The following is a 22,677-nucleotide window of genomic DNA, read 5'->3' as shown; positions in this document are numbered from 1 at the left end:
TTGATGAATCAATGGAAAGTGATTTGCCGCGTCGACGAGATTCCCGTACTCGGCGCACGGGTGGTGCAGCGCGCCGGTCAGGTGCCGGTGGCACTTTTCCGCAATGGCGCCGACAAGGTGTTCGCGCTGCTCGATCAATGTCCGCACAAGGGCGGACCGCTGTCGCAGGGCATCGTGTTCGGCGAACGGGTTGCCTGCCCGCTGCATAACTGGACCATCGAGCTGGAATCCGGCTGCGCCGTCACGCCGGACGAAGGCTGCACCCGACGCTTCGCGGTGCGCGTCGAGAATGGCGAAGTCGCGCTCGACCTGCAGGAGCTGGCCGCGGCATGAGTCTGCCGACGGCAACGCACGACATCAAGTCGACCTGCTGCTATTGCGGCGTCGGCTGCGGCGTGCTGATCGACACCGATGGCGCGCAGATCACCGGCGTGCGCGGCGACCCGGAGCATCCGGCCAACTTCGGCCGGCTCTGCACCAAAGGCAGTACGCTGCATCTGTCAGCGCAGCCAATGTTGCAACTGCAGGCGCGCGCGCTGACGCCGGAACTGCGCACGCAGCGCGACCTGCCGCGCACCACGGCCAGCTGGGACGACACGCTCGATGCGATGGCGCAGAAATTCGCCGACACCATCCGCACACATGGGCCGGACAGCGTGGGCTTCTACATATCCGGCCAGCTGCTGACGGAAGACTATTACGTCTTCAACAAGCTGGCCAAGGGCCTGATCGGCACCAACAATGTCGACACCAATTCGCGCCTGTGCATGTCGAGCGCAGTGGCCGGCTACAAACAGACGCTCGGCGCTGATGCACCGCCGGCGTGCTACGAAGACATCGAACTGGCCGAGCTGATTTTCATCGTCGGCTCGAACATGGCGTATGCCCATCCGGTGCTGTACCGGCGTCTGGAAGAAGCGCGCAAAAATAATCCCAACCTGAAAGTCATCGTCGCCGACCCGCGCCGCACCGACACCGCGCGCGATGCCGACCTGTACCTGCCGATCCTGCCGGGCACCGATGTCGCCCTGTTCAATGGCATGCTGCATATCTGCCTGTGGGAAGAATTGACCGACGTCGGCTTCATTGCCGCACATACCGAAGGCTTTGCCGAACTCAAGCACACGGTGCGCGATTACACGCCGAAATATGTTGCCGATGTATGCGGCATCGCCGAAGCCGACCTGCTCACGGCGGCGCGCTGGTTCGGGCAGTCGCGCGCGGCGTTGTCGCTGTATTGCCAGGGCCTGAATCAATCGGCGGCGGGCACCGCCAAGAACGCAGCACTGATCAATCTGCATCTGGCCACACACCAGATCGGCAAGCCGGGCGCCGGGCCGTTTTCATTGACCGGGCAACCGAATGCGATGGGTGGACGGGAAGTCGGCGGCATGGCGAATCTGTTGTCGGCGCATCGTGACCTGGCCAACCCCGAACACCGCGCCGAAGTCGCGCGGCTGTGGGGCATCGAGGCCGTGCCGGCGACGCCCGGCAAGACCGCGGTGGAAATGTTCGAGGCAGTGCGCAGCGGTGAAATCAAGCTGCTCTGGATTGCCTGTACCAATCCGGCGCAGTCGATGCCGGATCAAAAGCTGGTGCGCCAGGCGCTCGAACGCGCCGAGCTGGTGATCCTGCAGGAAGCCTACGCCACCACCGCCACCGCGCCGTATGCCGACATCCTGTTGCCGGCCACATCGTGGGGCGAAAAGGACGGCACCGTCACCAATTCCGAACGCCGCATCACCCGCGTCAACGCGGCCGTGGCTGGTCCGGGCGTGGCGCGCCATGACTGGCAAATCGTGGTGGATTTTGCGCGCCGCCTCGAGCGCTTGCTGGGGCGCGACACCACGCTGTTTCCGTTCGACAGCGCTGAATCGATCTGGAACGAACATCGCGAGTCGACGCGCGGACGCGATCTCGACATCACCGGCTTGTCGTATGCCATGCTGGCGCAAGCGCCGCAGCAATGGCCGTTTCCGGAGGGCGCCGCGGCCGGCCGCAAACGCCTGTACGAGGATGGCGTCTTCCCGACCGCGTCGGGCCGCGCCGGGTTCGTCAACACGCCTTACAAGCCGGTCGCCGAACCGATTGACGCGCGCTTTCCGTTTCGCCTGAACACCGGGCGGTTGCGCGACCAGTGGCATGGCATGAGCCGCACCGGCACCGTCGCCCAACTGTTCGCGCATGCCGCCGAGCCGGCGATCCTGATGGCTCGGGCCGACATGGATCGACGCCTGATCGACGATGGTGACATGGTGCATGTCACCAGCCGGCGCGGCTCGCAGATTTTCCCGGCGCAAGCCAGCGACGAGATGCGTGCCGGCCAGGCCTTCATCGGCATGCATTGGGGTGAAGAATATGTCTCCGGCCGCGGCCACGAAGGCGCGGGTTCGCACGGCGTGAACGCCTTGACATCGCCGGCGCTGGACCCGAGTTCAAAACAACCTGAATTGAAGCATGCCGGCATCAAGATACTGAAGGCTGAACTGCCCTGGCGTTTCGTGGTGTTCGGCTGGGTCGCACCGGATCAGGTGTTGCGGCTGCAGACCGCCTTGCGTCCCTACCTGCGGCAGTTTGCTTATGGCTCGTGCACGCTGTTCGGCCGCGATCGGGTCGGCGTATTCTTTCGGGCGGCCGACGATTATCCCGCCGCGCCGGAGCTGGTGGCGCAGATCGAGTCGCTGTTCGGCATTGCTGGCGCCGGCGTGCTGCGCTACGACGACCGCCGGCGCGGCAACGCCCGCCATATCCTGGTCGAGAACGGCAGGCTGGCGGCGTTGTCGCTGGCCGGCGATGTCGCTGCGGAGCGCTGGCTGAAACCGTATCTGGAGAGTGAGCAATCGGTCGCCGCATTGGGACGCTTGCTGCTGTCGCCTGCGTCGACGGCGCCGCAGGGTTTTACTGCGCGAGGGCGGATTATCTGCAACTGCTTCAATGTCGCCGAGAGCGAGATCGCCACGACGCTCGACGCCCTCGACGGCCCGCCGGAGGCGCAACTGGCGGCATTGCAGGGGCGCTTGAAATGTGGCACCAATTGCGGATCGTGCGTACCCGAGCTGAAAAAAATCATTCTCGCGCAGCGCCCGGTGCTGCAGGCCTCTGACTGAAAAATCCGCTCGGCCGGCGCTTCGGTGTACTCTGCAGGCATGGAAAACAGTCAACCGGGCGAACCGCTGGCAGCAGCGCGCTTTATCAAGGAAATCGGTCGCGGCAAGGATGGTGCGCGCAGCATGTCGCGCGACGATGCCACGCTGCTCTTCGCAGCGATGCTGGAGGGGCGCGTGTCGGATCTCGAACTCGGCGCGATTCTGCTGGCGATGCGCATCAAGGGCGAGTCGATCGACGAAATCGGCGGGTTTCTGGAGGCAGCGGAGGCATCGTTTGCGCCATTGTCGGCGCCGCTGGCGTCGCCTTACGCCCCGATTGTCATTCCAAGTTATAACGGCGCCCGGCACATGGCCAATTTGACGCCCTTGCTGGTGTCGGTGCTGGCCAGGCACGGCGCGCCGGTGCTGATGCATGGCGTGCTGCAGGATCCCAACCGTGTCACCAGCGCCGAGATTTTCCAGGAGCTAGGCCTGCCGCTGTCACGCACTCCTGCACATGCCGAAGCGCAGCTGGCAAGCGGTGCGCCGGCCTTCATTCCGATCGAGGTGCTGGCGCCGCAACTGGCGCATCTGCTGTCGTTGCGGCGCATTCTGGGCGTGCGCAACTCGACCCATACGCTGGTCAAGATCATGCAGCCGTTTCGCCAGCCCGCGTTGCGCCTGACTTCCTACACCCATCCCGAATATCTGGAAATGCTCAGTACCTACTTCGCGACGGCGGCGCCGCATGCACGCGGTGACGCATTCCTGATGCGCGGCACCGAAGGCGAGACGGTCGCCAATGTCAAGCGTGCACAACGCATCGACTGGCTGCATCAGGGGCAACGCAGCACCCTGTTCGACAAGCAGGAGCGCGCCGATGCCGCCCCGGATCTGCCGGCTGAACGGGATGCCGTGACCACGGCGCGCTGGATCGAACAGGTCCTGGCCGGGGCACGCGAGGTACCCCCGGCGATTGCCGAGCAGGTCGAACACTGCTTGCAGGTTGCGCGCATCGTGCGTGAGCGCACAGATGTTGAGCGCGATCACTGACAATCTCTGCAATTTGATCGACTCTGGCGGCACCCTTGCGGGAGTGCACGGCAGGAACTAAATCCATCAGGTGCTGACAAACGGGACGCCCGCAATTCTCGTCGGCTGTTGCCCGGCATCTCTTTCATCTGTATTACTTTCCCGTTGGAGGACCCATGGGGTCATGGACGCTACCGTCCTTTGCGTATACGCAGGCGCTGCACTGGAATGCGCTGCTGTTGTTCGGCGCGCTGCTTTTATTGGGCTTGATTGCCGGTCAACTGGTGCAGAAAACGCCCTGGGTGCCGCGTCTGACCGGCTACCTGCTGGTCGGCTTCGCACTCGGCGGCGGCGGCCTGAACCTGCTGTCGGGCGATGTGCTGCAGGTCGCCACCATCTTTGCCGATATCGCGATGGCGTTGCTGGTGTATCAGCTGGGACGCTACGTCGATGTGCGCTGGCTGTTGCGCGAGAAGTGGCTGCTGGCGACCGTGCTGGCGAGCGCGGTGCTGTGCTTTGCTTTCGTGTCGCTGGCAATGATCTGGTACGGCACCTCGACTACGCTGGCCTTGCTGGGCGGTGTGCTGGCCATCGCCACCGGACCGGCGGTAGTGATGGTGGTGGTGCGCGATCTGAAGGCCGAGGGACAGATCACCCGTCGCCTTGCCGCGATGGCGGCGTTGAACAATATCGTCGCGCTGCTGGTCGCCTACGCCTTGTTGCCAGTGGTGGCGGCCGAGCACGACACGCCGTTTCTGACGCTGTTCGCGCACACGCTGTATTCGCTGGTCGGTTCGGTCCTGCTGGCGACCGTGACGTACCGCGTGATGATGCCGCTGGCACGTTGGCTGGGACGCCAGCGCAGTCGTCAATTTGTGCTGGTGATTGCCCTCATCACCCTCACCATCGGCGCCGCCCATGCACTGCAATTGCCGGTGCTGCTGACGATGCTGATTTTTGCGATCATGTCGAAAAACATGGACCTGCAATATGATTTGATGGAGCTGGAGTTCGGGGTCGCCAATGAACTGTTCATCGTCATGCTGTTTGTGAGCATTGGTGCGGCGATGCAGCTGTCGAGCCTGGGTTCGGTCGGGGTCATGGTGGCAATATTGATTGGCGCGCGTTTCCTGGCCAACGCCTGCGGTATCTTCATCTTTACCCGTCCCGCCCGGCTGAGCCTGCGCCATTCGGCCCTGCTGACACTGGCGACCCTGCCGATGGCCGAAGCGGGTCTCGGGCTGGCGCAAATCACCTATCTGTATCCGAATACCACTGCCCAGGTCGGACCGCTGCTGGTCGGTTGCCTGGTCGTGCTGGAGCTGGTCGGTCCGGTCGCCACCCAGTTGGCGCTGAAGCTGTCCGGCGAAAGCGGTCGTAGCTGATGAAGGATTCCACCATGATCGACCTGCAAGAAACCCGCGCCGATGCCGCCATCCTGCCATTCACCGAGTCGGCGCCGTTCACGATGGGCATCGAGCTTGAGCTGCAACTGGTCAACCGCCGCAATTACAACCTGGCCACCGATGCGGTCGATTTGTGGGGCCTGATCGAGCCGCGCGATCTGAAAGAGCAGATCAAACTCGAAATTACCCAGGGCATGATCGAGCTCAACTCGAAAGTGCATACCCGGGTCGATCATTTGTGCGAGGAACTCAAGGGCCTGCGCAGCGCGCTGGTCAATGGTGCGCAGCGCCTGAACATCGACATTGCCGGCGGCGGCGTCCATCCGTTCCAGCGCTGGAGCGAGCAGCGCATTTCACCCGATGAGCGGTTTCATTATTTGCATCGCAAGTATGGCTATCTGGCCAAGAGCTTCACCGTATTTGGCCAGCACATTCATATCGGCGTGACCAGCGGCGATGACGCCATGTATCTGACGCACGGCTTTGCCCGTTTCGTGCCGCACTTCATTGCGCTGTCGGCCGCGTCGCCGTTCTACCAGGGCGTCGATACCGATTTCGATTCGTCGCGCAGCAACGTGGTGCGGGCCTTCCCGATGGCCGGCACGATGCCGGTGCTGCACCGCTGGTCGCAGTTCGAGGCCTACTACGAGAACCTGCGCCGTATTGGCGTGATCAACAGCATCAAGGATTTTTACTGGGACATTCGACCCAAGCCGGAATACGGCACCGTCGAGATCCGCGTCTGCGACACGCCGCTGACGATCGAGCATGCGGCGCTACTGGGCTGCTACGCGCAGTTGCTGGCGCGCTGGTTGTTGACCGAGCGACCACTGACGATCTCGGACGATTTTTATCTGCTGTATCAATTCAATCGCTTTGAAGCCAGTCGCTACGGCCTGGAGGGCGACATCGGCCTGGTCGACGCGAACGGCGCGCCCACCGAAAAACTGCCGATTGCCGTCGATCTGCTGGACCGGTTGCAAGACCTGGCGCGTTACACCGTCAACGAGGCTGAGGAGCAGGCGCTGCAGAAATTGCGGCAGCTGGCCCAGGAAAAGGTCAATGACGCCGGCTGGCTGCGGCGCACCTTCCGCCAGCGCGGCTCGCACAATGATTTGATGCGGCTGGCGTCGCAACTGTGGATGACCAGTACGGCAACACCGCAGGCAGGCTAACAACCGTACAATCACGCTTTTTCCAGCAATCCGGTTTCCCCATGGCAGAACAGTTTGATGTTGCAGTAATCGGCGCCGGCGCCGCCGGCATGATGTGCGCCGCCGTGGCTGGCCAGCGTGGCCGCCGTGTCGTGCTGATCGACCATGCCGACAAGCTGGCCGAGAAGATCCGCATCTCGGGTGGCGGTCGTTGCAACTTCACCAATCTCAACACCGGTCCGGCCAATTTCCTGTCGCAAAATCCGCATTTTTGCAAAAGTGCGCTGGCACGCTACACGCCACAGGATTTTCTCGGCCTGATCAAGCGCTACCGGATCGGGTACCACGAAAAACACAAGGGCCAGCTGTTCTGCGATAACTCGGCCGAAGACATCATTGCCATGCTCAAGGCGGAATGCGGCCTCGGCAACGTCCACTGGCGCATGCCATGCAAGGTCAGCGGCGTCAGCCACGGCGAGGGCGGGTTCGTGATCGGCACCGACGCCGGTGAGTTGCACGCCGCCAGTGTCGTGATCGCCACCGGCGGGCTCTCCATCCCCAAGATCGGGGCGACCGATTTTGCCTACCGCATCGCCAGCCAGTTCGGTCTCAAGATGATTGAAACCCGACCCGCACTGGTGCCGCTGACCTTTGATGCCGAGGCCTGGAAGCCGTTCGTCGACCTGGCCGGCATCGCACTCGAGGTCGAGGTCAGTACCGGCAGCAAGAAAACCGGCGGCGCGTTTCGCGAGGACTTGCTGTTTACACATCGCGGCCTGTCGGGCCCGGCGATCCTGCAGATATCGAGTTTCTGGCAGCCCGGCACCGAATTGACGATCAATCTGCTGCCACAGGCGGCGCTTGGCAAGCAGCTCATTGAAGGCAAGGGCAGCGTCAAGAAGAACCTCGGCAACGTGCTGGCGCAGCTGCTGCCGTCGCGACTCTCGGCCGGCTGGCTGGCGCGCAACGGCTTTGACGCCGAAGCGCGGCTGGCCGACCTGCAGGACAAGCCACTGCAGCGTCTGGGCGACTCGCTTAACAGCTGGCAGGTCGCACCCAACGGCTCGGAGGGGTACCGCAAGGCCGAAGTGACGGTCGGCGGCGTCGATACCCGCGAACTGTCGCAACAGAGCATGATGGCCACGCGCGTGCCGGGCTTGCACTTCGTCGGCGAGGCGGTTGACGTCACGGGCTGGCTGGGCGGCTACAATTTCCAGTGGGCATGGGCTTCCGGCTTCGCTGCGGGCAGTTCTGTTTGATCCACGCGCCACCGGGGCTCTTGTGCGCCGGGTTTCCACCTCTGAAATTCCATGCAACTGCACTTTTTGCCATTCCCGGCGACATTGGGCCTTCCTTTCGCCGATGGAACCTGCTAGACTCGCGCTCTTCCCTTGAAACGTCGGTTTTTTAATCTAACTCATGACAACTATTCGCCTTAAAGAAAACGAGCCTTTCGAAGTCGCCATGCGCCGCTTCAAACGCACCATCGAAAAAACCGGCCTGCTGACCGAGTTGCGTGCGCGCGAGTTTTACGAAAAGCCGACCGCCGAACGCAAGCGCAAGCTCGCTGCCGCAGTAAAGCGCCATTACAAGCGCATCCGCAGCCAGCAATTGCCGAAAAAACTGTTCTGATTCGCTTGGCCGCATCCATTGCGGCTGAAATGCAAGCCCGCTCCGGCGCCTGTCCGCAGCGGGTTTTCGCATTTTGTGATTTATTTGCCGTCTAATCCGGCATTGACTGAACAAGGAGCCTGCACATGAGCCTCAAAGAACAGATCACTGACGACATGAAGGCCGCCATGCGCGCCAAGGAAACCGTCAAGCTCGGTACGATTCGCCTGTTGACCGCTGCGATGAAGCAGAAGGAAGTCGACGAGCGCATCGAACTGACCGACACGATGATCCTGGCCATCATTGAAAAAATGATCAAGCAGCGCAAGGACTCGATCACCCAGTTCGAAGCCGGTGGACGCCAGGACCTGGCCGACATCGAAAAGACCGAGCTGGCGATCCTGACCACCTATATGCCGGCGGCGCTGTCCGACCAGCAGGTGCAGGCCGAAGTCGACGCCGCCATTGTTGCCAGCGGCGCGGCCGGAGCTCAGGACATGGGCAAGGTGATGGCGATCCTGAAGCCGAAGCTGGCCGGGCGTGCTGACATGACGGCCGTCTCGGCTCTGGTGAAAGCGGCGCTGACCAAAGCCTGATGCGCCACTCGCGTCGCGTGCTGCCGTGATCCCGCAATCATTCATCCAGGACCTGCTCAATCGCGTCGATATCGTCGACGTGGTCGGGCGCTATGTGCCGATGAAAAAAGGCGGCGCCAATTTCATGGGGCTATGTCCGTTTCACAATGAAAAGTCACCCAGCTTCACGGTAAGCCCGACCAAGCAGTTTTATCACTGCTTCGGCTGTGGTGCGCACGGTACTGCGATCGGTTTCCTGATCGAATACTCCGGCCTGGGCTTTGTCGAGGCAGTCAAGGACCTGGCACAGGGCGTTGGCATGGTGGTGCCCGAGAGCGACGACAAGATGCCGCCCGCCCAGCGCGCCGAACACCAGGCCAAGAGCCTGGCCCTGACGGAAGCCATGACGCGCGCCTGCGATTATTACCGCCTCGAATTGCGCACCGCCGAGCGCGCCAAGAATTATTTGATCGGACGCGGCCTGACCGGCGAAATCGCCGCCCGTTTCGGGATCGGTTACTCGCCAGATGGCTGGGACAGTTTGCGCACCGTGTTTCCGGACTATGACGCCAGCGCACTGGTCGAGGCCGGTCTGGTCATTGACCGCACTGACGAGGAAGGCAGCAACCGCAAGCGCTATGACCGCTTTCGTGACCGGATCATGTTCCCGATCCGGAATACCAAAGGGCAGGTGATCGGCTTCGGTGGCCGCATTCTCGATAATGGCGAACCGAAATACTTGAATTCGCCCGAGACGCCCCTATTTCAGAAGGGGAACGAGTTATATGGGCTGTTTGAAGCCCGGCAGGCGATTCGCGATGCCGGATATGTCTTGGTGACCGAAGGCTACATGGATGTGGTGGCGCTGGCGCAGCTGGGATTTCCGCAGGTGGTGGCCACGCTCGGAACAGCCTGTACCGCAACCCATGTGCAAAAGCTGTCGCGTCAGACCGATCATGTGATCTTCAGCTTCGATGGTGACCGGGCCGGACGCAAGGCAGCCCGGCGCGCGCTGGAAGCCAGTTTGCCGTATGCCGCCGATAACAAGACGATCAAGTTTTTGTTCTTGCCGTCGGAGCACGATCCCGACAGTTACGTGCGTGAGCACGGCACCGCCGGGTTCGAGCAGCAAGTGCAGGATGCGATGCCGTTGTCGCAATTTCTGTTGAAGGAAGTCGCCGGCGACAACGATTTGTCGACCTCGGAAGGGCGCGCGAAAGTGCAGTTCGACGCCAAGCCGCTGTTGCAGGCGATGCCGGCATCGTCGTTGCGTTTGCAGATCGTGCGCGGACTGGCGCAACTGACGCAGGGCACCCCGACCGAAATCGAGTCGCTGTTTGAATTGAGCAATCCGGTCGGACGCAGCCGGGCGGCGCCGCCGCGCAGCAAGCGCACGCCGCCGGTAGGACTGGAGTTGCAAGTGATGCGTCTGCTGGTCGCGCATCCGGCGCTGGCGATGGAGCTGGACGACGATGCGCTCAAGGCGATGGTGCATTTTGTGCCGGATAACGCTGCCATGTTGACGCAATTGGTCAGCGCCGGCCGGCAAATGGGCGAACATGCCAGTTTCGCGACGTTGTCGGAGCATCTGCGCGCATCCGGACAGGATTTCGACAGCATGATTGCCGAGATTGCCGCGGAACCGGAGTCGGACCGGGATACGGCGCGCCTCGAACTTGCCGGAGCGGTCCGTCAGACTAAAATGAAAGTGCTCAAGGCCGAGCAGGAGCGACTGGCCGCCGGCGGCATGAAGCAGCCCGAGGAATTGATGCGTTATCGGGAACTGAGCTTGAAGCAGGAACAGTTGCGGCGCGAGGCCGAAGATGAAATTGCACGGCGATGAGACCAAAAGACAGCATGAACGGACGCACATTGCAGTTGCGTGCACGTTTCGGGTCGTGTTTTGAGGTGTTCGAACGATGTCGTATGTTATCCTTGAAAGCTTTTGATTCAAGGCCTTAGAGCAATTGTCCACCGCCGCGCAGCATGGTGACGGGCAAAAAACAAGAACAGTGCGCCGACTCGGCAAACCAGGCACGCTGCGGGCAGGCAATTCCGCTCCGGTGTCTTTTGCAAGTGCGCATACAGAGCAACCTTTTGTAAGTTGATCCATGGCGAATGCAATGAAGAAACCCGCGAAACCTGCGACGCTCCCTGTCAAGACGACCAAGCCGGCAGCACAGCGATCCGCCGCACCAAAGTCCGAAGCGAAGATCCCGACCGCAAAACCTTCACCGCATGGAACGACTGAAAAAGCAGCGACCAGGAAGTCAACGACAAGCCCGACACGGGCCACCCTGAAACCGGAATCGAAGGCGGCCTCTGCGCCAGCGATCAAGGCTTCAACGAAAACTCATGCAAATCCGGTATCAGCGCAATTGAAAGCTCCTGTGACAATCAAGAAAACCGAATCGAAATCTGCCGCCAAACCTTCTGACAAAGCCGTTGCCAGCGTCGCGCCGAAAGTCGAGAACAAGCCCGGCGTGAACGTCATGATTACCGCGACGGTTAGCCAGACCACCGATGCTGCCACGCTGGCCGCCATCGATACGTCGAGCTATGTGCTGCCATCGATCAAGGTGCCGGGACGGCGCGGACGCAAGCCGAAGGAATTTCAGCCTGAGAACGACGAGGTCGCCGCGCTCAACGCCGTCGAGCGCGCCGAACTGAAGGCCGCCGACAAGGCCAAGGCCAAGGATCGCAAGGCCAAGGAAAAGGCGCTGCTCAAGGATGCGTTTTCCAACGACACCGAAGCCACCGAAGAAGAGCTGGAACGCCGCCGGCAAAAACTCAAGACCCTGATCAAGCTCGGCAAGGAGCGCGGGTTCCTGACGTACGCCGAAATCAACGATCACCTGCCTGAAAACATTGTCGACCCGGAAGCCATCGAAGGCATCATCGGCACCTTCAATGACATGGGCATCGCGGTCTACGAGCATGCGCCGGACGCCGAGAGTCTGCTGCTGACCGACAATGTCGCCACCGTCGCCAGCGATGACGATGCCGAGGCTGCCGCCGAAGCGGCGCTGTCGACCGTCGACTCCGACTTTGGCCGCACCACCGATCCAGTGCGCATGTACATGCGTGAAATGGGTTCGGTCGAACTGCTCACGCGCGAAGGCGAAATTGAAATCGCCAAGCGGATCGAAGACGGCCTGAAAGACATGATCCAGGCGATCTCTGCCTGTCCGACTACCATCGCCGAAATCCTCGCTGCCGCCGAACGCATCGCCAACGATGAAACCAAGATCGACGAAATTGTCGATGGCCTGGTGGACATGAACGTGTCCGAGCCCGCCTTGCCGGCCGCCGCAAGTGGCGCCGCTTCTGAGGACGACGAAGAGGAAGAAGAAGAAGGCGATGAAGCCGCCAGCGATGAGGTCGAGGGCAATGCCTCGGGCGCGGCCGGGTTCACCGCCGAGCAGATCGAGCAACTCAAGCGCGAATCACTCGAAAAATTCCGCACCATCTCGACCCAGTTCGACAAGATGCGCAAGGCTTACGAGAAAGAGGGCTACAACTCGAAGCCCTACGTGAAGGCGCAGGAAACCATTTCGAGCGAACTGCTGAGCATTCGCTTCACCGCCAAAGTCGTCGAGAAACTGTGCGATACCTTGCGCGGCCAGGTCGACGAAGTGCGCCACATCGAAAAGCAGATTCTCGACGTCGCCGTCAACAAATGCGGCATGCCGCGCAGCCATTTCATCAAGGTTTTCCCGGGCAATGAAACCAATCTGACCTGGGTCGATGGCGAAGTCAGTGGCCACCATTCGTACAGCATCATCCTCGGCCGTAATGTGCCAACGGTGAAAGAGCTGCAGCAAAAGCTGATCGACCTGCAAGCCCGCGTCGTGTTGCCGCTGCCCGACCTGCGCAACATCAACAAGAAGATGGCTGCCGGTGAAATGAAGGCGCGCAAGGCCAAGCGCGAAATGACCGAAGCCAACTTGCGCCTCGTGATTTCGATTGCCAAGAAATACACCAACCGCGGTCTGCAATTCCTCGATCTGATCCAGGAAGGCAATATCGGCTTGATGAAGGCAGTCGACAAGTTTGAATACCGTCGCGGCTACAAATTCTCGACCTACGCAACCTGGTGGATTCGCCAGGCCATCACGCGTTCGATCGCGGATCAGGCGCGCACCATCCGTATTCCGGTGCACATGATCGAAACCATCAACAAGATGAACCGCATCTCGCGGCAGATCTTGCAGGAAACCGGCGCCGAGCCGGATCCGGCAACGCTGGCCATCAAGATGGAAATGCCGGAAGAGAAGATCCGCAAGATCATGAAGATCGCCAAGGAGCCAATCTCGATGGAGACGCCGATCGGCGACGACGACGATTCGCATCTGGGTGATTTCATCGAGGACAACAACACGCTGGCGCCAGCCGATGCGGCACTGCACGCCTCGATGCGCGGCGTGGTCAAGGACGTGCTGGATTCCCTGACGCCACGCGAAGCCAAGGTGCTGCGCATGCGCTTCGGGATCGAGATGTCGACCGACCACACGCTCGAAGAAGTCGGCAAGCAATTCGATGTCACACGCGAACGGATTCGTCAGATCGAAGCCAAGGCGTTGCGCAAGCTGCGTCACCCATCGCGTTCCGACAAGCTGAAAAGCTTCCTCGAAGGGAATTGATCAACAGCTGCATGTTGCCGCTTTGTGCCGGATGAAACTGGTGCGGGCGGTGATGCAGTAGGAGCGCCTGACAAAATGTGTCTGGCAAGGCGCGGCAACGCAGCAAGGCGCGTTTTGTCAGGCGTTCTAAAGGAAATGGGCCTCTAGCTCATGCTTGGTTAGAGCAGCGGACTCATAATCCGTTGGTGCCGTGTTCGACTCACGGGAGGCCCACCAGAATCGAAGAAGGGTTAGCGCCGCAATGGCCGCTAGCCCTTTTTTTTCGGCGCTATCCGATTGCTGCGCCCGCTGCGCGCCAGCATCGGACTCGACGCGAACAGCGCCTCCTCGCCGACAGGTCGCGCCGTTGCCAGCCCCAGCACACCTCCTTCCACGTTCGCGGTAGCCGCGCTGCCATTGCGGATGCGCGCTTGAAGAACGGTGCCGGTCCGGCTTTCGTCAAGAGCCAACCTGGTCCGCCACGAAACACGGCGCCGGAAAAGAAATGCCGTATTCGTTTGTGAATCTGCGTTAAATGGGTTAAATTCCCATTTGATGACGACGACCTTGGGCATACTGCTGAAAATGGTTTGCTCCGGACTCCCGAACGTCCTCCTCAATTGATCTCGAACGAAAGTAGCGGATGGATACACGCAATGCTGATTTTCAGGAAGGCGAGGCAACCCTCGTCGACGGTGTGCCGGCTGCAGGCCCGACGGGCGCCGGGGTCTTGCGACAGGTTGCGTACGTGTTTCGTCCGATCGTGCGGTTGATGCTCGCGCATGGCGTGACCTACCAGCCCCTGTCCGAAGTGTTGCGCAGCGTCTTCCTCGAAGAGGCCGAGCGCGATGCACGCACGCGTTCCGGGCGCACCACGGACAGTTATCTGGCGGTGACCACCGGGATTCATCGCAAGGAAATTCGTCGGCTGCGCAGTGCCAAACAAGAGCCGCATTCGCTCACTCCGACCGCCGCGCCGCAAGGGTTGCCGGCGGATGTCTTCACGCGCTGGATGGCCGAGTCCGACTACTGCGATGCGGCCGGACAGCCCCGACCGCTGTCGCGCTCCGGGAACGGCGCGCCCAGTTTTGACGATCTGGTCAGGAGCATTTCAACCGATGTCCATCCGCGTACCGTGCTCAATGAATTGCTGCGGCTTGAACTGGTGCGCGTCGAGGGTGAGGTGATCCATCTGAAGGTGAATGCCTTCGTCCCAAACCCGGATTTTGCCCACATGCTTGCCTATCTGGGGGCCAACCTGCACGACCACGCGGCAGCCGCGACGCACAACGTGCTGGCCGAGGGGCCGGCATTTCTCGAGCAGAGCATTTATTCCGATGCGATTCCCGCAGAGGCGGTCAGGGAGCTGGATGCGCTGGCACGCAAAGAGTGGACGCAGATGCTCAAGCGGGTTGTGCCGGAAGTCGCGCGGCATGAAACCGGAAAGTCGAATCCGGACGAAACCGGCCGGCCACCGGCACAGCACACAGTACGCATGCGGATCGGCATGTATTTCTATGCGGGCGAAGACCGTCCGACAACACCAACGTAACAAGCAGCTTCATCATCACAGGAGAGCACCATGAACGAAAATCAACCAAATCCCTAGGCGCAGCCACGGCGTGGCCAATGGATTCCGATGGCGATGGTCTTGGGATTGGCGGCCGTGCTGGTCGCCTGCGGCGGTGGAGGCGGTAGCGTCGCCAGCGTCGGCAGCGGTGGCACGGGCGGTGCCGGAACGCCGGTGGTCAGCGCCAGCGCCGGCTTCAGCGGGCCGATCAGCGGTTTCGGCAGCGTGATCGTGAATGGTGTGCGACTCGATACCAGCAGCAGCAGCCTCGCGGTGACGACCGACGATGACACGCCCGCGACGGAAAATGATCTGCGACTGGGCATGATCATCGACGTCGATGGCAGCCGCAATGATGACGGCGTCACTGGCGCGGCCCAAACGATCATCAGCCACAGCGCGGTACGCGGACCAATCACCACCATTCCGAACTTCACCCAATTCACCATTCTGGGTCTGACGGTGACCGTCAAGCCCGCAACGGTATTCGATGGGGTGACCGGTCTCTCGGCGCTGAAGGCGGGCGACCTGATCGAGGTGCACGGGATTCCGGATGGCGCCGATGGCCTGATCGCGACCCGGATCGAACGCACTGGCGCGACCGATGTGCGCCTGGCTGGCGCCGTAGGCAATTTAACCGCTACTACGTTCACGCTGCATGGCACGGTCATCAACTATGCGTCCGTCACCGGCAACAGTCTGCCGACGCTTGCGAACGGATTGCTGGTGCGGGTCAAGGGGAGTCTGGCGACACCGTTCGCGCAAGTCCCTGCCACCATTAACGCCACCCGCGTCCTGGCCAGGAATTTGAACAATATCAAGAAAGCCGGCAAGGTTCTTGAACTGGAGGGCATCGTCACCAGCTTCACCTCGACCACCGTTTTCGAGGTCAACGGCAACAAGGTCAGCGTTCCTGCCGGAGCATCGGTGCGCGGAACGGTTTCAGCCGGCGCGCGGGTCGAAGTCGACGGTACGCTCGACGCCAACGGCACCTTGATTGCCACCAAGGTCGAGGTGAAAAACGACGACGACGCCACGCAGGCGGCGCAAAACAATGACTTGCACGGCGCGATCACCTCCTTCGATCTGGCGGGCAAATCCTTTACGCTGGTCGTGCATGGTGTGACGTACACCGTAAGCTTTGCCGGCGCGGATCTGACGAAGGCTGGCACGCTTGCCAACGGCATCAAGGTGGAAGTCACCGGCAAGGTGACCGGCACGACGATGGTCGCCGTGAACATCAAGCTCGATAACTGACCACGGCACGCGGGAGCAAGTCCCGCAGCGACGACAACAGGCATCACCCCTTCGGGCTGGGTGCCTGTTTTTTTGGCAGGTCCGTTGCGCTGATGCCATTTCGGCAAGTCGAAAGAATCCGCCTGGATGTCATGCTGCGGTAATGCTTTGATGCAATACTTCGGCCGAACCAGTTCTCCTGCATACGTCGTTCGCAACCAGCGAGGGACGCCATCACCAATCCATTCCTGTATCCCACGATGGAACCGTTTACGCCATGACCATTCGACTTCGCATCACCCTGCTGATCATCCTGACCTTTATCGCGATCTCGGCGATTGGCGGGTATGCGGTATCGCAATCGCGCCGCAGCGCCGTCGAGGTCAAATCGGTGACCGAGGGCGTGGTGCCCAGCGCGCTGGCCTCGGCCGATCTGGTCTCGCAATTGAAGGAAGTGCAGTTGACGGCGATGGCCATCGTCACCGCGCCGGATCAAGATATCGCCGCGCAAGCCAACGACAAACTGACGGCCCGCAAGGCCAGTCTTGATGAAGCGCTTGCGCTGCAAAAGCAGCATGCCGACAACGCGGTCCAGCGCGGACTGGTCGATCAGGCCCGGGAAAGCCTGGACAACTACAACGGTGCCATCGACGACAGCGTCAAGGCCAAGCTGGCCGGCAAGACCGAACTGGCGCAGGCGACATTCTTCGGCAATGTCGTGCCGTACGCGTTCGAGCTGGAACAGATTGTCGACACGCTGCGCATTGAAAAGAACCGCAGCAAGGACGCCGCCATCGCGACGCTCAATGCCAATCTGGCTACCACCGCGCAGGCGATTTCGGGCGTGACCATCGTGGCGGTGCTGATCCTGACCGCGATCGGCTTGCTGCTGTCGCGCCAGATTACCGGACCGATCCGTCGCATGCAGGGCACCATGAGCGAGATCGCCACCAGCCAGGATTTCACCCGCCGCGTGCCGGTCGACCGGATGGACGAGATCGGCCACTCGATCGTTGCATTCAACGGCATGATCGGCAAGATCGAAGAAGGGGCGGCGCTGCTGCGACAAAAGAGCGCCGACGTCGAGACCATGCTGCAGAACATCCCGCAGGGCATCCTGACGATCATCGACGACAACCGGGTGCACCCGGAATATTCGGCATATCTCGAAACGCTGCTGGAAACCACCGACATCGTCGGTCGCGACGTGATGGATCTGGTGTTTTCCAATACCAGCCTGGGCGCCGATACGCTGTCGCAGATGGCCGCCATTGGCGGCGCCTGCGTCGGCGAGGACGTGATGAACTTTTCCTTCAACGAGCATCTGATGGTCGGCGAAATCGAAAAGACCATGGCCGACGGCCGCGTCAAGATTCTCGACCTGAGCTGGTCGCCGATTACCGACGACGCCGACATGATCGTGCGTTTGATGCTGTGCCTGCGTGACGTGACCGAGCTGCGTTCGCTGGCGGCCGAAGCCAATGAGCAACGCCGCGAACTGGAAATCATCGGCGAAATTCTGGCCGTCAGCCAGGAGAAATTCCACGCCTTCATTACCGATGCGCAGATCCTGATCGACGAGAACGAGGCCGCCGTGCTGGCCCACCCCGAGCGCGATGACGACGTGTTGGCGCTACTGTTTCGCAACATGCATACGGTCAAGGGCAATGGCCGCACTTATGGCCTGCTGCATCTGGCCAATCAGGTGCACGAAGCCGAAGAGCATTACGACGCGCTGCGCGACCCGAACTCGGAACTGGTCTGGGAGCAGGCCGAATTGCTCGCGCAGCTGGTGCAGGTCAAGGCCAAGATCGCCCGCTATGCGCGCATCAATGAAGTCAGCCTGGGCCGCAAGGGGCCGGGTCGCCGCGGCGGTGTCGAGCGCTATCTGATGATCGACAAAAAGCATATCGCGGACAGCCTGCATCGGCTCGAGAACGTCAATACCGCGAATCTGCACGAGCTGGTCGCGGTGCGCAATTCGGTGCGCCAGACCCTGCGCTTGCTCGGCACCGAGTCGCTGGCCGAAGCGCTCTCGGGCGTGCTGGATTCGCTGCCCGTGCTGGCCGTCGAGCTGGGTAAAAAACCGCCACAGGTCGATATCGATGACGGTGGCTATGTCATCCACAATCAGGTTGGCGGCCTGTTCAAGAATGTCTTCATGCATTTGATCCGCAACGCCATGGACCATGGCCTTGAATCGGCCGCAGTGCGCACTGCACTGGGCAAGCCGGCGGCCGGAAACATCCGGCTGGAAATGCGGGTCGACGGCGAGATGCTGCAACTGGCCCTGTCCGACGATGGTCGTGGTCTGGCTCTGGCGCGGATTCGCTCGATGGCGATTGCCAGGGAGTTTTTGGCGGAAGACGAACTGCTTACTGATGACGAGGCTGCGGCGATGATTTTCCGTCCGGGCTTCTCTACTGCCGAGGCCGTCACCAGCACCTCCGGGCGCGGCGTCGGTCTCGATGCCGTGCGCGACTTCGTCAAGCGCGAACATGGCGATATTTCGATCGCCTTTACCGATGACGCCGTTGGCGCCGCGTTCCGGCAATTCCGCATTCTGGTGAGTTTGCCAGCCGGCTTTGCCGCAGAGCGCAATGACGCGCCGGACGAACTGGTCCAGCAGCTCCTCAATGCCACTCCTGCCAGCGCCGCGCGCGGCACCACGGGCGCACTGAATATTTGAATGGCTTGAGTCAATGATGATGAATGCAGTGGTATTTTTTGTGCTGGGTGGCGTGTGTTGCGGTGGCATGGTGTGGTGGCGCGCAAGGCGTGTGACGCTGGCGATGACCGGCATGATCGACGGCGTCGTGGTCGCCGCCGGCGAACGCGCATTGCGACAACAGATCGCGCTGCTGGAACAGCACGTGGCAGCGGGTCGGCAGGCGCTGGAACAGCAACAGCATGCCAGCGATGCGCAGCACGACCAGCAGCAGCGCGCGCACGAACAACGCATCGCCGAGCTGGTCAGCGCTAGCGCCGCCACCACGCAGGCCGCGCTTAGGCATTGCGGCGAATCCGAGGACACCATCGCGCGCCTGCTCGGCCTGGTCAAGACGTTCGAGCGCTGGCATGAGGACATGAACGTGCTGATCAAGCACAACCGCGAGATGCACAGCAAGAACGACGAGTTTGCGCTGATCGTGAATCAGGTCATTATCGTCGCCCTCAACGCCTCGATCGAAGCGGCCCGCGCCGGCGAACACGGCCGCGGTTTTGCCGTCGTCGCCAATGAAGTCAGAACCCTTGCCAACCGCGCGGAAGCACTATCGAAGGAATATCGCAGCAATTTGTACGAAAACGATTTGATCACGACCACCACCTTCCAGGATTTGCAGGCCGGCGGCAAGATGATTGTCGGCGCCGTCATCGGGCTTGGCCTGACCGGCAAGAAAACCCGTGCCTCGCTCGGCGCCTGAGCCTCGGACCGGAACATGATCAGTCTCCAGGCACGCGACGGCTTCGACCGTCTTCTCACCAAAGCCATCAAGGCCAGTCTGTTGCCGTCGGCGCAGGAAAGCTGCGACGTCAGCGTGCTGACTGATGTGGCCGATATCACTGAAACCCGCATCGTCATGCTGACCGTGTCCTCGTATCTGTTCCGTCTGATGGTGCTGATTTATTTCACACCCAATGCGGCGACCCGTGACCATTTTGCGCGCATCCACGATGTGGCGGCCGACGAGATGACCGAACAGGCATTTCAGGATGCGATCGCAGAGTGCGGCAACCTCTGTTGCGGCATCCTGAACCGCGACCTCGGCGAATTTTTTCCGCACATCGGCATGTCGACCCCGAACATCATCGATCGGCACTGCGCCAGCTACATCGATGCGCTGCATTGCGGCCACGTCCAGCATTTCAAGGTGGATGTGAACGCGCATGACACGCCGCCGTTTCACGTCAGCCTGTGCGTGAGCGACTATGCCGATCTGGATTTTGCGGTGAGCGACAACGAAGACAGCGCCGATACCGGCGAGCTTGAATTATTTTAAATCTGACGAGGCACAGGCATGGCACATATTCTGGTGGTGGACGATTCCAGCACGGTTCGTAACGAGGTCGGCGATTTCCTGCGCAAGAACGGGCTGGACGTCACGCTGGCCGTTGATGGGCGCGACGGCCTGGAAAAACTCAAGGGCGACTCCCGCATCAAGCTGGTGGTGTCCGACGTTAATATGCCGAACATGGACGGCCTGACGATGGCCGAGAAGATCCGCAGCGAGCTGGGCAACAGCGCGGTCCACATCATCATGCTGACGACCGAGAATTCGCCGATCATGAAGGAACGCGGCAAGGCCGCCGGCATCAAGGGCTGGATCGTCAAGCCATTCAAGGGCGATGCCGTGCTGGCCACATTCAGGAAGCTCGTCGGCGTCTGATTACGGCAGGTCGCGCGGCGGCCGCATCGATTGATGCATTTCTTCGCGCAGGTGGCCGATCTCCTTGCGTAGCGCGCGGATGTCGGCGTGCAGTTCCTTTTCGAAGCGCTGTTCATCTTCACCGACGAACAGCGCCGCGATACTGGCCGTGACCACCGAGAACACGGCATAGCCGAGCAGCACGATGAACACCGCGAACACGCGCGAGGCCGGCGTCGACGGCACCAGATCGCCATAGCCGACGGTGGCGCCGGTGATGAAGGCCAGCCAGAGCCCGTCGCCATAAGTCACCACCTTCGGCTCCAGCCAGTAGAACCCGCCGCCGGCGAGGGCCAGCAAGACGACCGAAACAGCCAGAATCTGCATCAGGTGACGCGGCACCATCCAGGCCATCAACAGCTTCGGAAAGCGCAGGAAGACGATGCCGGAAAATCCCAGTCGCAGCGTCCATTCGAGCATCGACCACGGCGGCGTGGTCGGCCATGCGCTGGCCAGCGCGCCGCAAAAAATCAGCAAATCCCCGAGCGAGACGTGCCACGGTTTGCGCGCATGCAGCGGATGGCGGCGCTGCAGCACGAACTCCAGGGCGATCAAGGCGGCGGTAATGCCGTAGAGCAGATTGCCGATCTGGCGGATGGCAGGTTGCGGCCCGATCAGAATCATATAGAAGGCCGGAATCGTGCAGGCCAGTGCGATGAACAGGAGCGGGCGCTGGCGCACACCGTGCTGGGTATTTTTCATGGCAAGTGACGGCAAGGAATCGATCTGGCGCGTTGTTTTCATGGCAATCGAAATCAATCGCGAACGGGAATGCCAAGGCCATGCCGAATGCGCGCACACACCTCGTCGGGAGTGCGCGAGATGACTTCCTCCGGCACGGCAAAGCGGGTGGTCAGGCGCTGATGGTCTTCAAATCCGTACGACACGATAAACGGATGCATGCCGGTCTGGATGGTCGCCAGATAGTCCTTGTGCTCATCGCCACAGGCATAGCCGCGCGCCGGATTGATATCGAAGCGGGTGCGTGCTTCGCGGAATGCGGAGGTCTTGGTCTGGCTCAACGGCACGTAGGCCAGATAATCGAGGGCGTTGATGTCGATGTCATGGCGCGCCAATAACTTGCCAATGGTCAGTTCCGGCTCGATGGTCACGTTGCGCGTGACCAACCCGACCCGCACCTCCGGCGTGGCGATCAAATCCTGCAGCAACTCCGCCAGGCCCGGATACAGGCGCGCCTCCTCGCGGTAGACGTCGGTCAGGGTGGCGCGCAGCGCCTTGCGGTTTTGCTTGCCGAACTGCTTGCGCAAGTTGACCGGAAACTCCTTGATGCCGCCGAGGTACTTGAGCAGCTTGCGGCGCTTTTGAAAATTTTCCAGTTTGCCAATGTCCATGCCGTGCGCCGAGAAGGTCTGGTCGATCGCCGCGAAGGCATCGATCAGGGTGCCGTCGGCATCGAAAATGATCAGGCGGTCGTCATTGCTGTACATGTTGGCGTATCCCGGAAAGATGGAGGGTTGCGAGCATGATAGCCGTGAACCGCTTGCGTGCTGCAATTTGGCATGCAAGCGGGTTTGTTGCTGCGCAGGCATGGCATAAAAACACCCTGTTGTGTGCGGAAGTCGACATACGCTGGCAACGGGTTTTCTTATACTTGCGTCACTTTTTCGTTGCGATGCGCGCCATGATTCAACCATTGAACACCCGTACTTACAATCCGTCGCGGCTGCTTGATTTCCTTGCCGTCAGACTCAATCTCCATTCAGAAAAGGCCCTGTCGAAAGCGTTGTACCTGTCTTGCGGACTGCTGCAGGATATCCGTGCATTGCGGCAACCGATTGCCGGTGGACGACTGCTTTGCATGCAGGAGGTCAGTGGCTTGTCGATCGAGGCCATGCGCCACCTGATGGGCGACCGCCGACGTACCTGCCGCATGCCGATGCTGATCGCCGCCACCCGCCTCGCCGTTACTTCTCACGTTTGCTGATCTGGAGTTCATT

20 protein-coding genes and 1 tRNA gene are annotated in these 22,677 nt (G+C 61.1%); 18 read left to right on the top strand and 3 right to left on the bottom strand.

Annotated elements, in window-relative coordinates:
- Positions 1–3: 3 nt before the first annotated feature.
- From nirD to RCH09_RS09460, 11 genes are all read left to right on the top strand, one after another.
- The gene (gene nirD, locus RCH09_RS09510; protein ID WP_326940836.1) at positions 4–333 is read left to right on the top strand and encodes a nitrite reductase small subunit NirD; all 330 of its coding nucleotides are present in this window, start codon (positions 4–6) and stop codon (positions 331–333) included.
- The gene (locus RCH09_RS09505) at positions 330–3,107 is read left to right on the top strand and encodes a nitrate reductase (RefSeq protein ID WP_326940835.1); all 2,778 of its coding nucleotides are present in this window, start codon (positions 330–332) and stop codon (positions 3,105–3,107) included. Before nirD ends, RCH09_RS09505 begins: the two co-directional genes overlap by 4 nt.
- Positions 3,108–3,146: 39 nt before the next feature.
- Positions 3,147–4,139: a DNA-binding protein YbiB gene (gene ybiB, locus RCH09_RS09500; RefSeq protein ID WP_326940834.1), complete on the top strand. Its 993-nt coding sequence runs from the start codon at positions 3,147–3,149 to the stop codon at positions 4,137–4,139.
- Positions 4,140–4,294: 155 nt separating this feature from the next.
- Entirely contained in the window at positions 4,295–5,503 is a 1,209-nt protein-coding gene (locus RCH09_RS09495) for a cation:proton antiporter (RefSeq protein WP_326940833.1), read from the top strand.
- A gap of 14 nt (positions 5,504–5,517) precedes the next feature.
- Positions 5,518–6,699: a YbdK family carboxylate-amine ligase gene (locus tag RCH09_RS09490; protein WP_326940832.1), complete on the top strand. Its 1,182-nt coding sequence runs from the start codon at positions 5,518–5,520 to the stop codon at positions 6,697–6,699.
- 41 nt (positions 6,700–6,740) lie between these two features.
- Positions 6,741–7,937: an NAD(P)/FAD-dependent oxidoreductase gene (locus RCH09_RS09485; protein WP_326940831.1), complete on the top strand. Its 1,197-nt coding sequence runs from the start codon at positions 6,741–6,743 to the stop codon at positions 7,935–7,937.
- 160 nt (positions 7,938–8,097) lie between these two features.
- Positions 8,098–8,310 carry a 30S ribosomal protein S21 gene (gene rpsU, locus RCH09_RS09480; RefSeq protein ID WP_008451879.1) on the top strand — a complete coding sequence of 71 codons (213 nt, stop codon included), beginning with the start codon at positions 8,098–8,100 and terminating at the stop codon, positions 8,308–8,310.
- Between the two features lie 125 nt (positions 8,311–8,435).
- Complete coding sequence (locus RCH09_RS09475; RefSeq protein ID WP_326940828.1) at positions 8,436–8,885, top strand: GatB/YqeY domain-containing protein; 450 nt, start codon at positions 8,436–8,438, stop codon at positions 8,883–8,885.
- 25 nt (positions 8,886–8,910) lie between these two features.
- On the top strand, positions 8,911–10,707 hold the full coding sequence (gene dnaG / locus RCH09_RS09470) for a DNA primase (RefSeq protein ID WP_326940827.1): 1,797 nt from the start codon (positions 8,911–8,913) through the stop codon (positions 10,705–10,707).
- A gap of 268 nt (positions 10,708–10,975) precedes the next feature.
- Positions 10,976–13,507 carry an RNA polymerase sigma factor RpoD gene (rpoD, locus tag RCH09_RS09465; protein WP_442785022.1) on the top strand — a complete coding sequence of 844 codons (2,532 nt, stop codon included), beginning with the start codon at positions 10,976–10,978 and terminating at the stop codon, positions 13,505–13,507.
- Between the two features lie 137 nt (positions 13,508–13,644).
- Positions 13,645–13,723 (top strand) — tRNA-Ile (locus RCH09_RS09460).
- A gap of 32 nt (positions 13,724–13,755) precedes the next feature.
- On the opposite strand, the gene RCH09_RS09455 is transcribed toward RCH09_RS09460, so the two are convergent.
- Positions 13,756–14,061 (bottom strand): hypothetical protein, encoded by a 306-nt coding sequence (locus RCH09_RS09455; protein WP_326940825.1) that lies wholly within the window; start codon positions 14,059–14,061, stop codon positions 13,756–13,758.
- Between the two features lie 68 nt (positions 14,062–14,129).
- Between RCH09_RS09455 and RCH09_RS09450 the strand changes: the two genes are divergently transcribed.
- The 6 genes from RCH09_RS09450 to RCH09_RS09425 all read left to right on the top strand — a co-directional run bounded on the left by RCH09_RS09450 (position 14,130) and on the right by RCH09_RS09425 (position 20,680).
- The gene (locus RCH09_RS09450; RefSeq protein ID WP_326940824.1) at positions 14,130–15,038 is read left to right on the top strand and encodes a DUF6502 family protein; all 909 of its coding nucleotides are present in this window, start codon (positions 14,130–14,132) and stop codon (positions 15,036–15,038) included.
- An 87-nt stretch (positions 15,039–15,125) separates the two neighbouring features.
- On the top strand, positions 15,126–16,313 hold the full coding sequence (locus RCH09_RS09445) for a DUF5666 domain-containing protein (protein WP_326940823.1): 1,188 nt from the start codon (positions 15,126–15,128) through the stop codon (positions 16,311–16,313).
- A gap of 256 nt (positions 16,314–16,569) precedes the next feature.
- On the top strand, positions 16,570–18,981 hold the full coding sequence (locus tag RCH09_RS09440; protein WP_326940822.1) for an ATP-binding protein: 2,412 nt from the start codon (positions 16,570–16,572) through the stop codon (positions 18,979–18,981).
- Positions 18,982–18,997: 16 nt separating this feature from the next.
- Positions 18,998–19,717 carry a methyl-accepting chemotaxis protein gene (locus RCH09_RS09435; RefSeq protein ID WP_326940843.1) on the top strand — a complete coding sequence of 240 codons (720 nt, stop codon included), beginning with the start codon at positions 18,998–19,000 and terminating at the stop codon, positions 19,715–19,717.
- Between the two features lie 15 nt (positions 19,718–19,732).
- Positions 19,733–20,293: a hypothetical protein gene (locus RCH09_RS09430; RefSeq protein ID WP_326940821.1), complete on the top strand. Its 561-nt coding sequence runs from the start codon at positions 19,733–19,735 to the stop codon at positions 20,291–20,293.
- 18 nt (positions 20,294–20,311) lie between these two features.
- Positions 20,312–20,680, top strand: a complete 369-nt coding sequence (locus tag RCH09_RS09425; protein ID WP_326940820.1) for a response regulator — start codon at positions 20,312–20,314, stop codon at positions 20,678–20,680.
- Here the strand turns inward: RCH09_RS09425 and RCH09_RS09420 are convergent, their stop codons facing one another.
- Both RCH09_RS09420 and RCH09_RS09415 read right to left on the bottom strand, forming a co-directional pair.
- The gene (locus RCH09_RS09420; protein WP_326940819.1) at positions 20,681–21,463 is read right to left on the bottom strand and encodes a potassium channel family protein; all 783 of its coding nucleotides are present in this window, start codon (positions 21,461–21,463) and stop codon (positions 20,681–20,683) included. It abuts the gene before it with no gap.
- 11 nt (positions 21,464–21,474) lie between these two features.
- Positions 21,475–22,167: an HAD family hydrolase gene (locus RCH09_RS09415; protein ID WP_326940818.1), complete on the bottom strand. Its 693-nt coding sequence runs from the start codon at positions 22,165–22,167 to the stop codon at positions 21,475–21,477.
- Positions 22,168–22,202: 35 nt separating this feature from the next.
- On the opposite strand from RCH09_RS09415, the gene RCH09_RS09410 reads away from it, so the two are divergent.
- A complete protein-coding gene (locus RCH09_RS09410) occupies positions 22,203–22,664 on the top strand; it encodes a hypothetical protein (RefSeq protein ID WP_326940817.1) in 462 nt (153 codons plus the stop codon).
- Positions 22,665–22,677 lie beyond the last annotated feature (13 nt).

Source organism: Actimicrobium sp. GrIS 1.19 (assembly GCF_035984655.1).
Classification (GTDB): Bacteria; Pseudomonadota; Gammaproteobacteria; order Burkholderiales; family Burkholderiaceae_D; genus Actimicrobium.
This window is presented reverse-complemented; position numbering and strand designations above follow the sequence as displayed.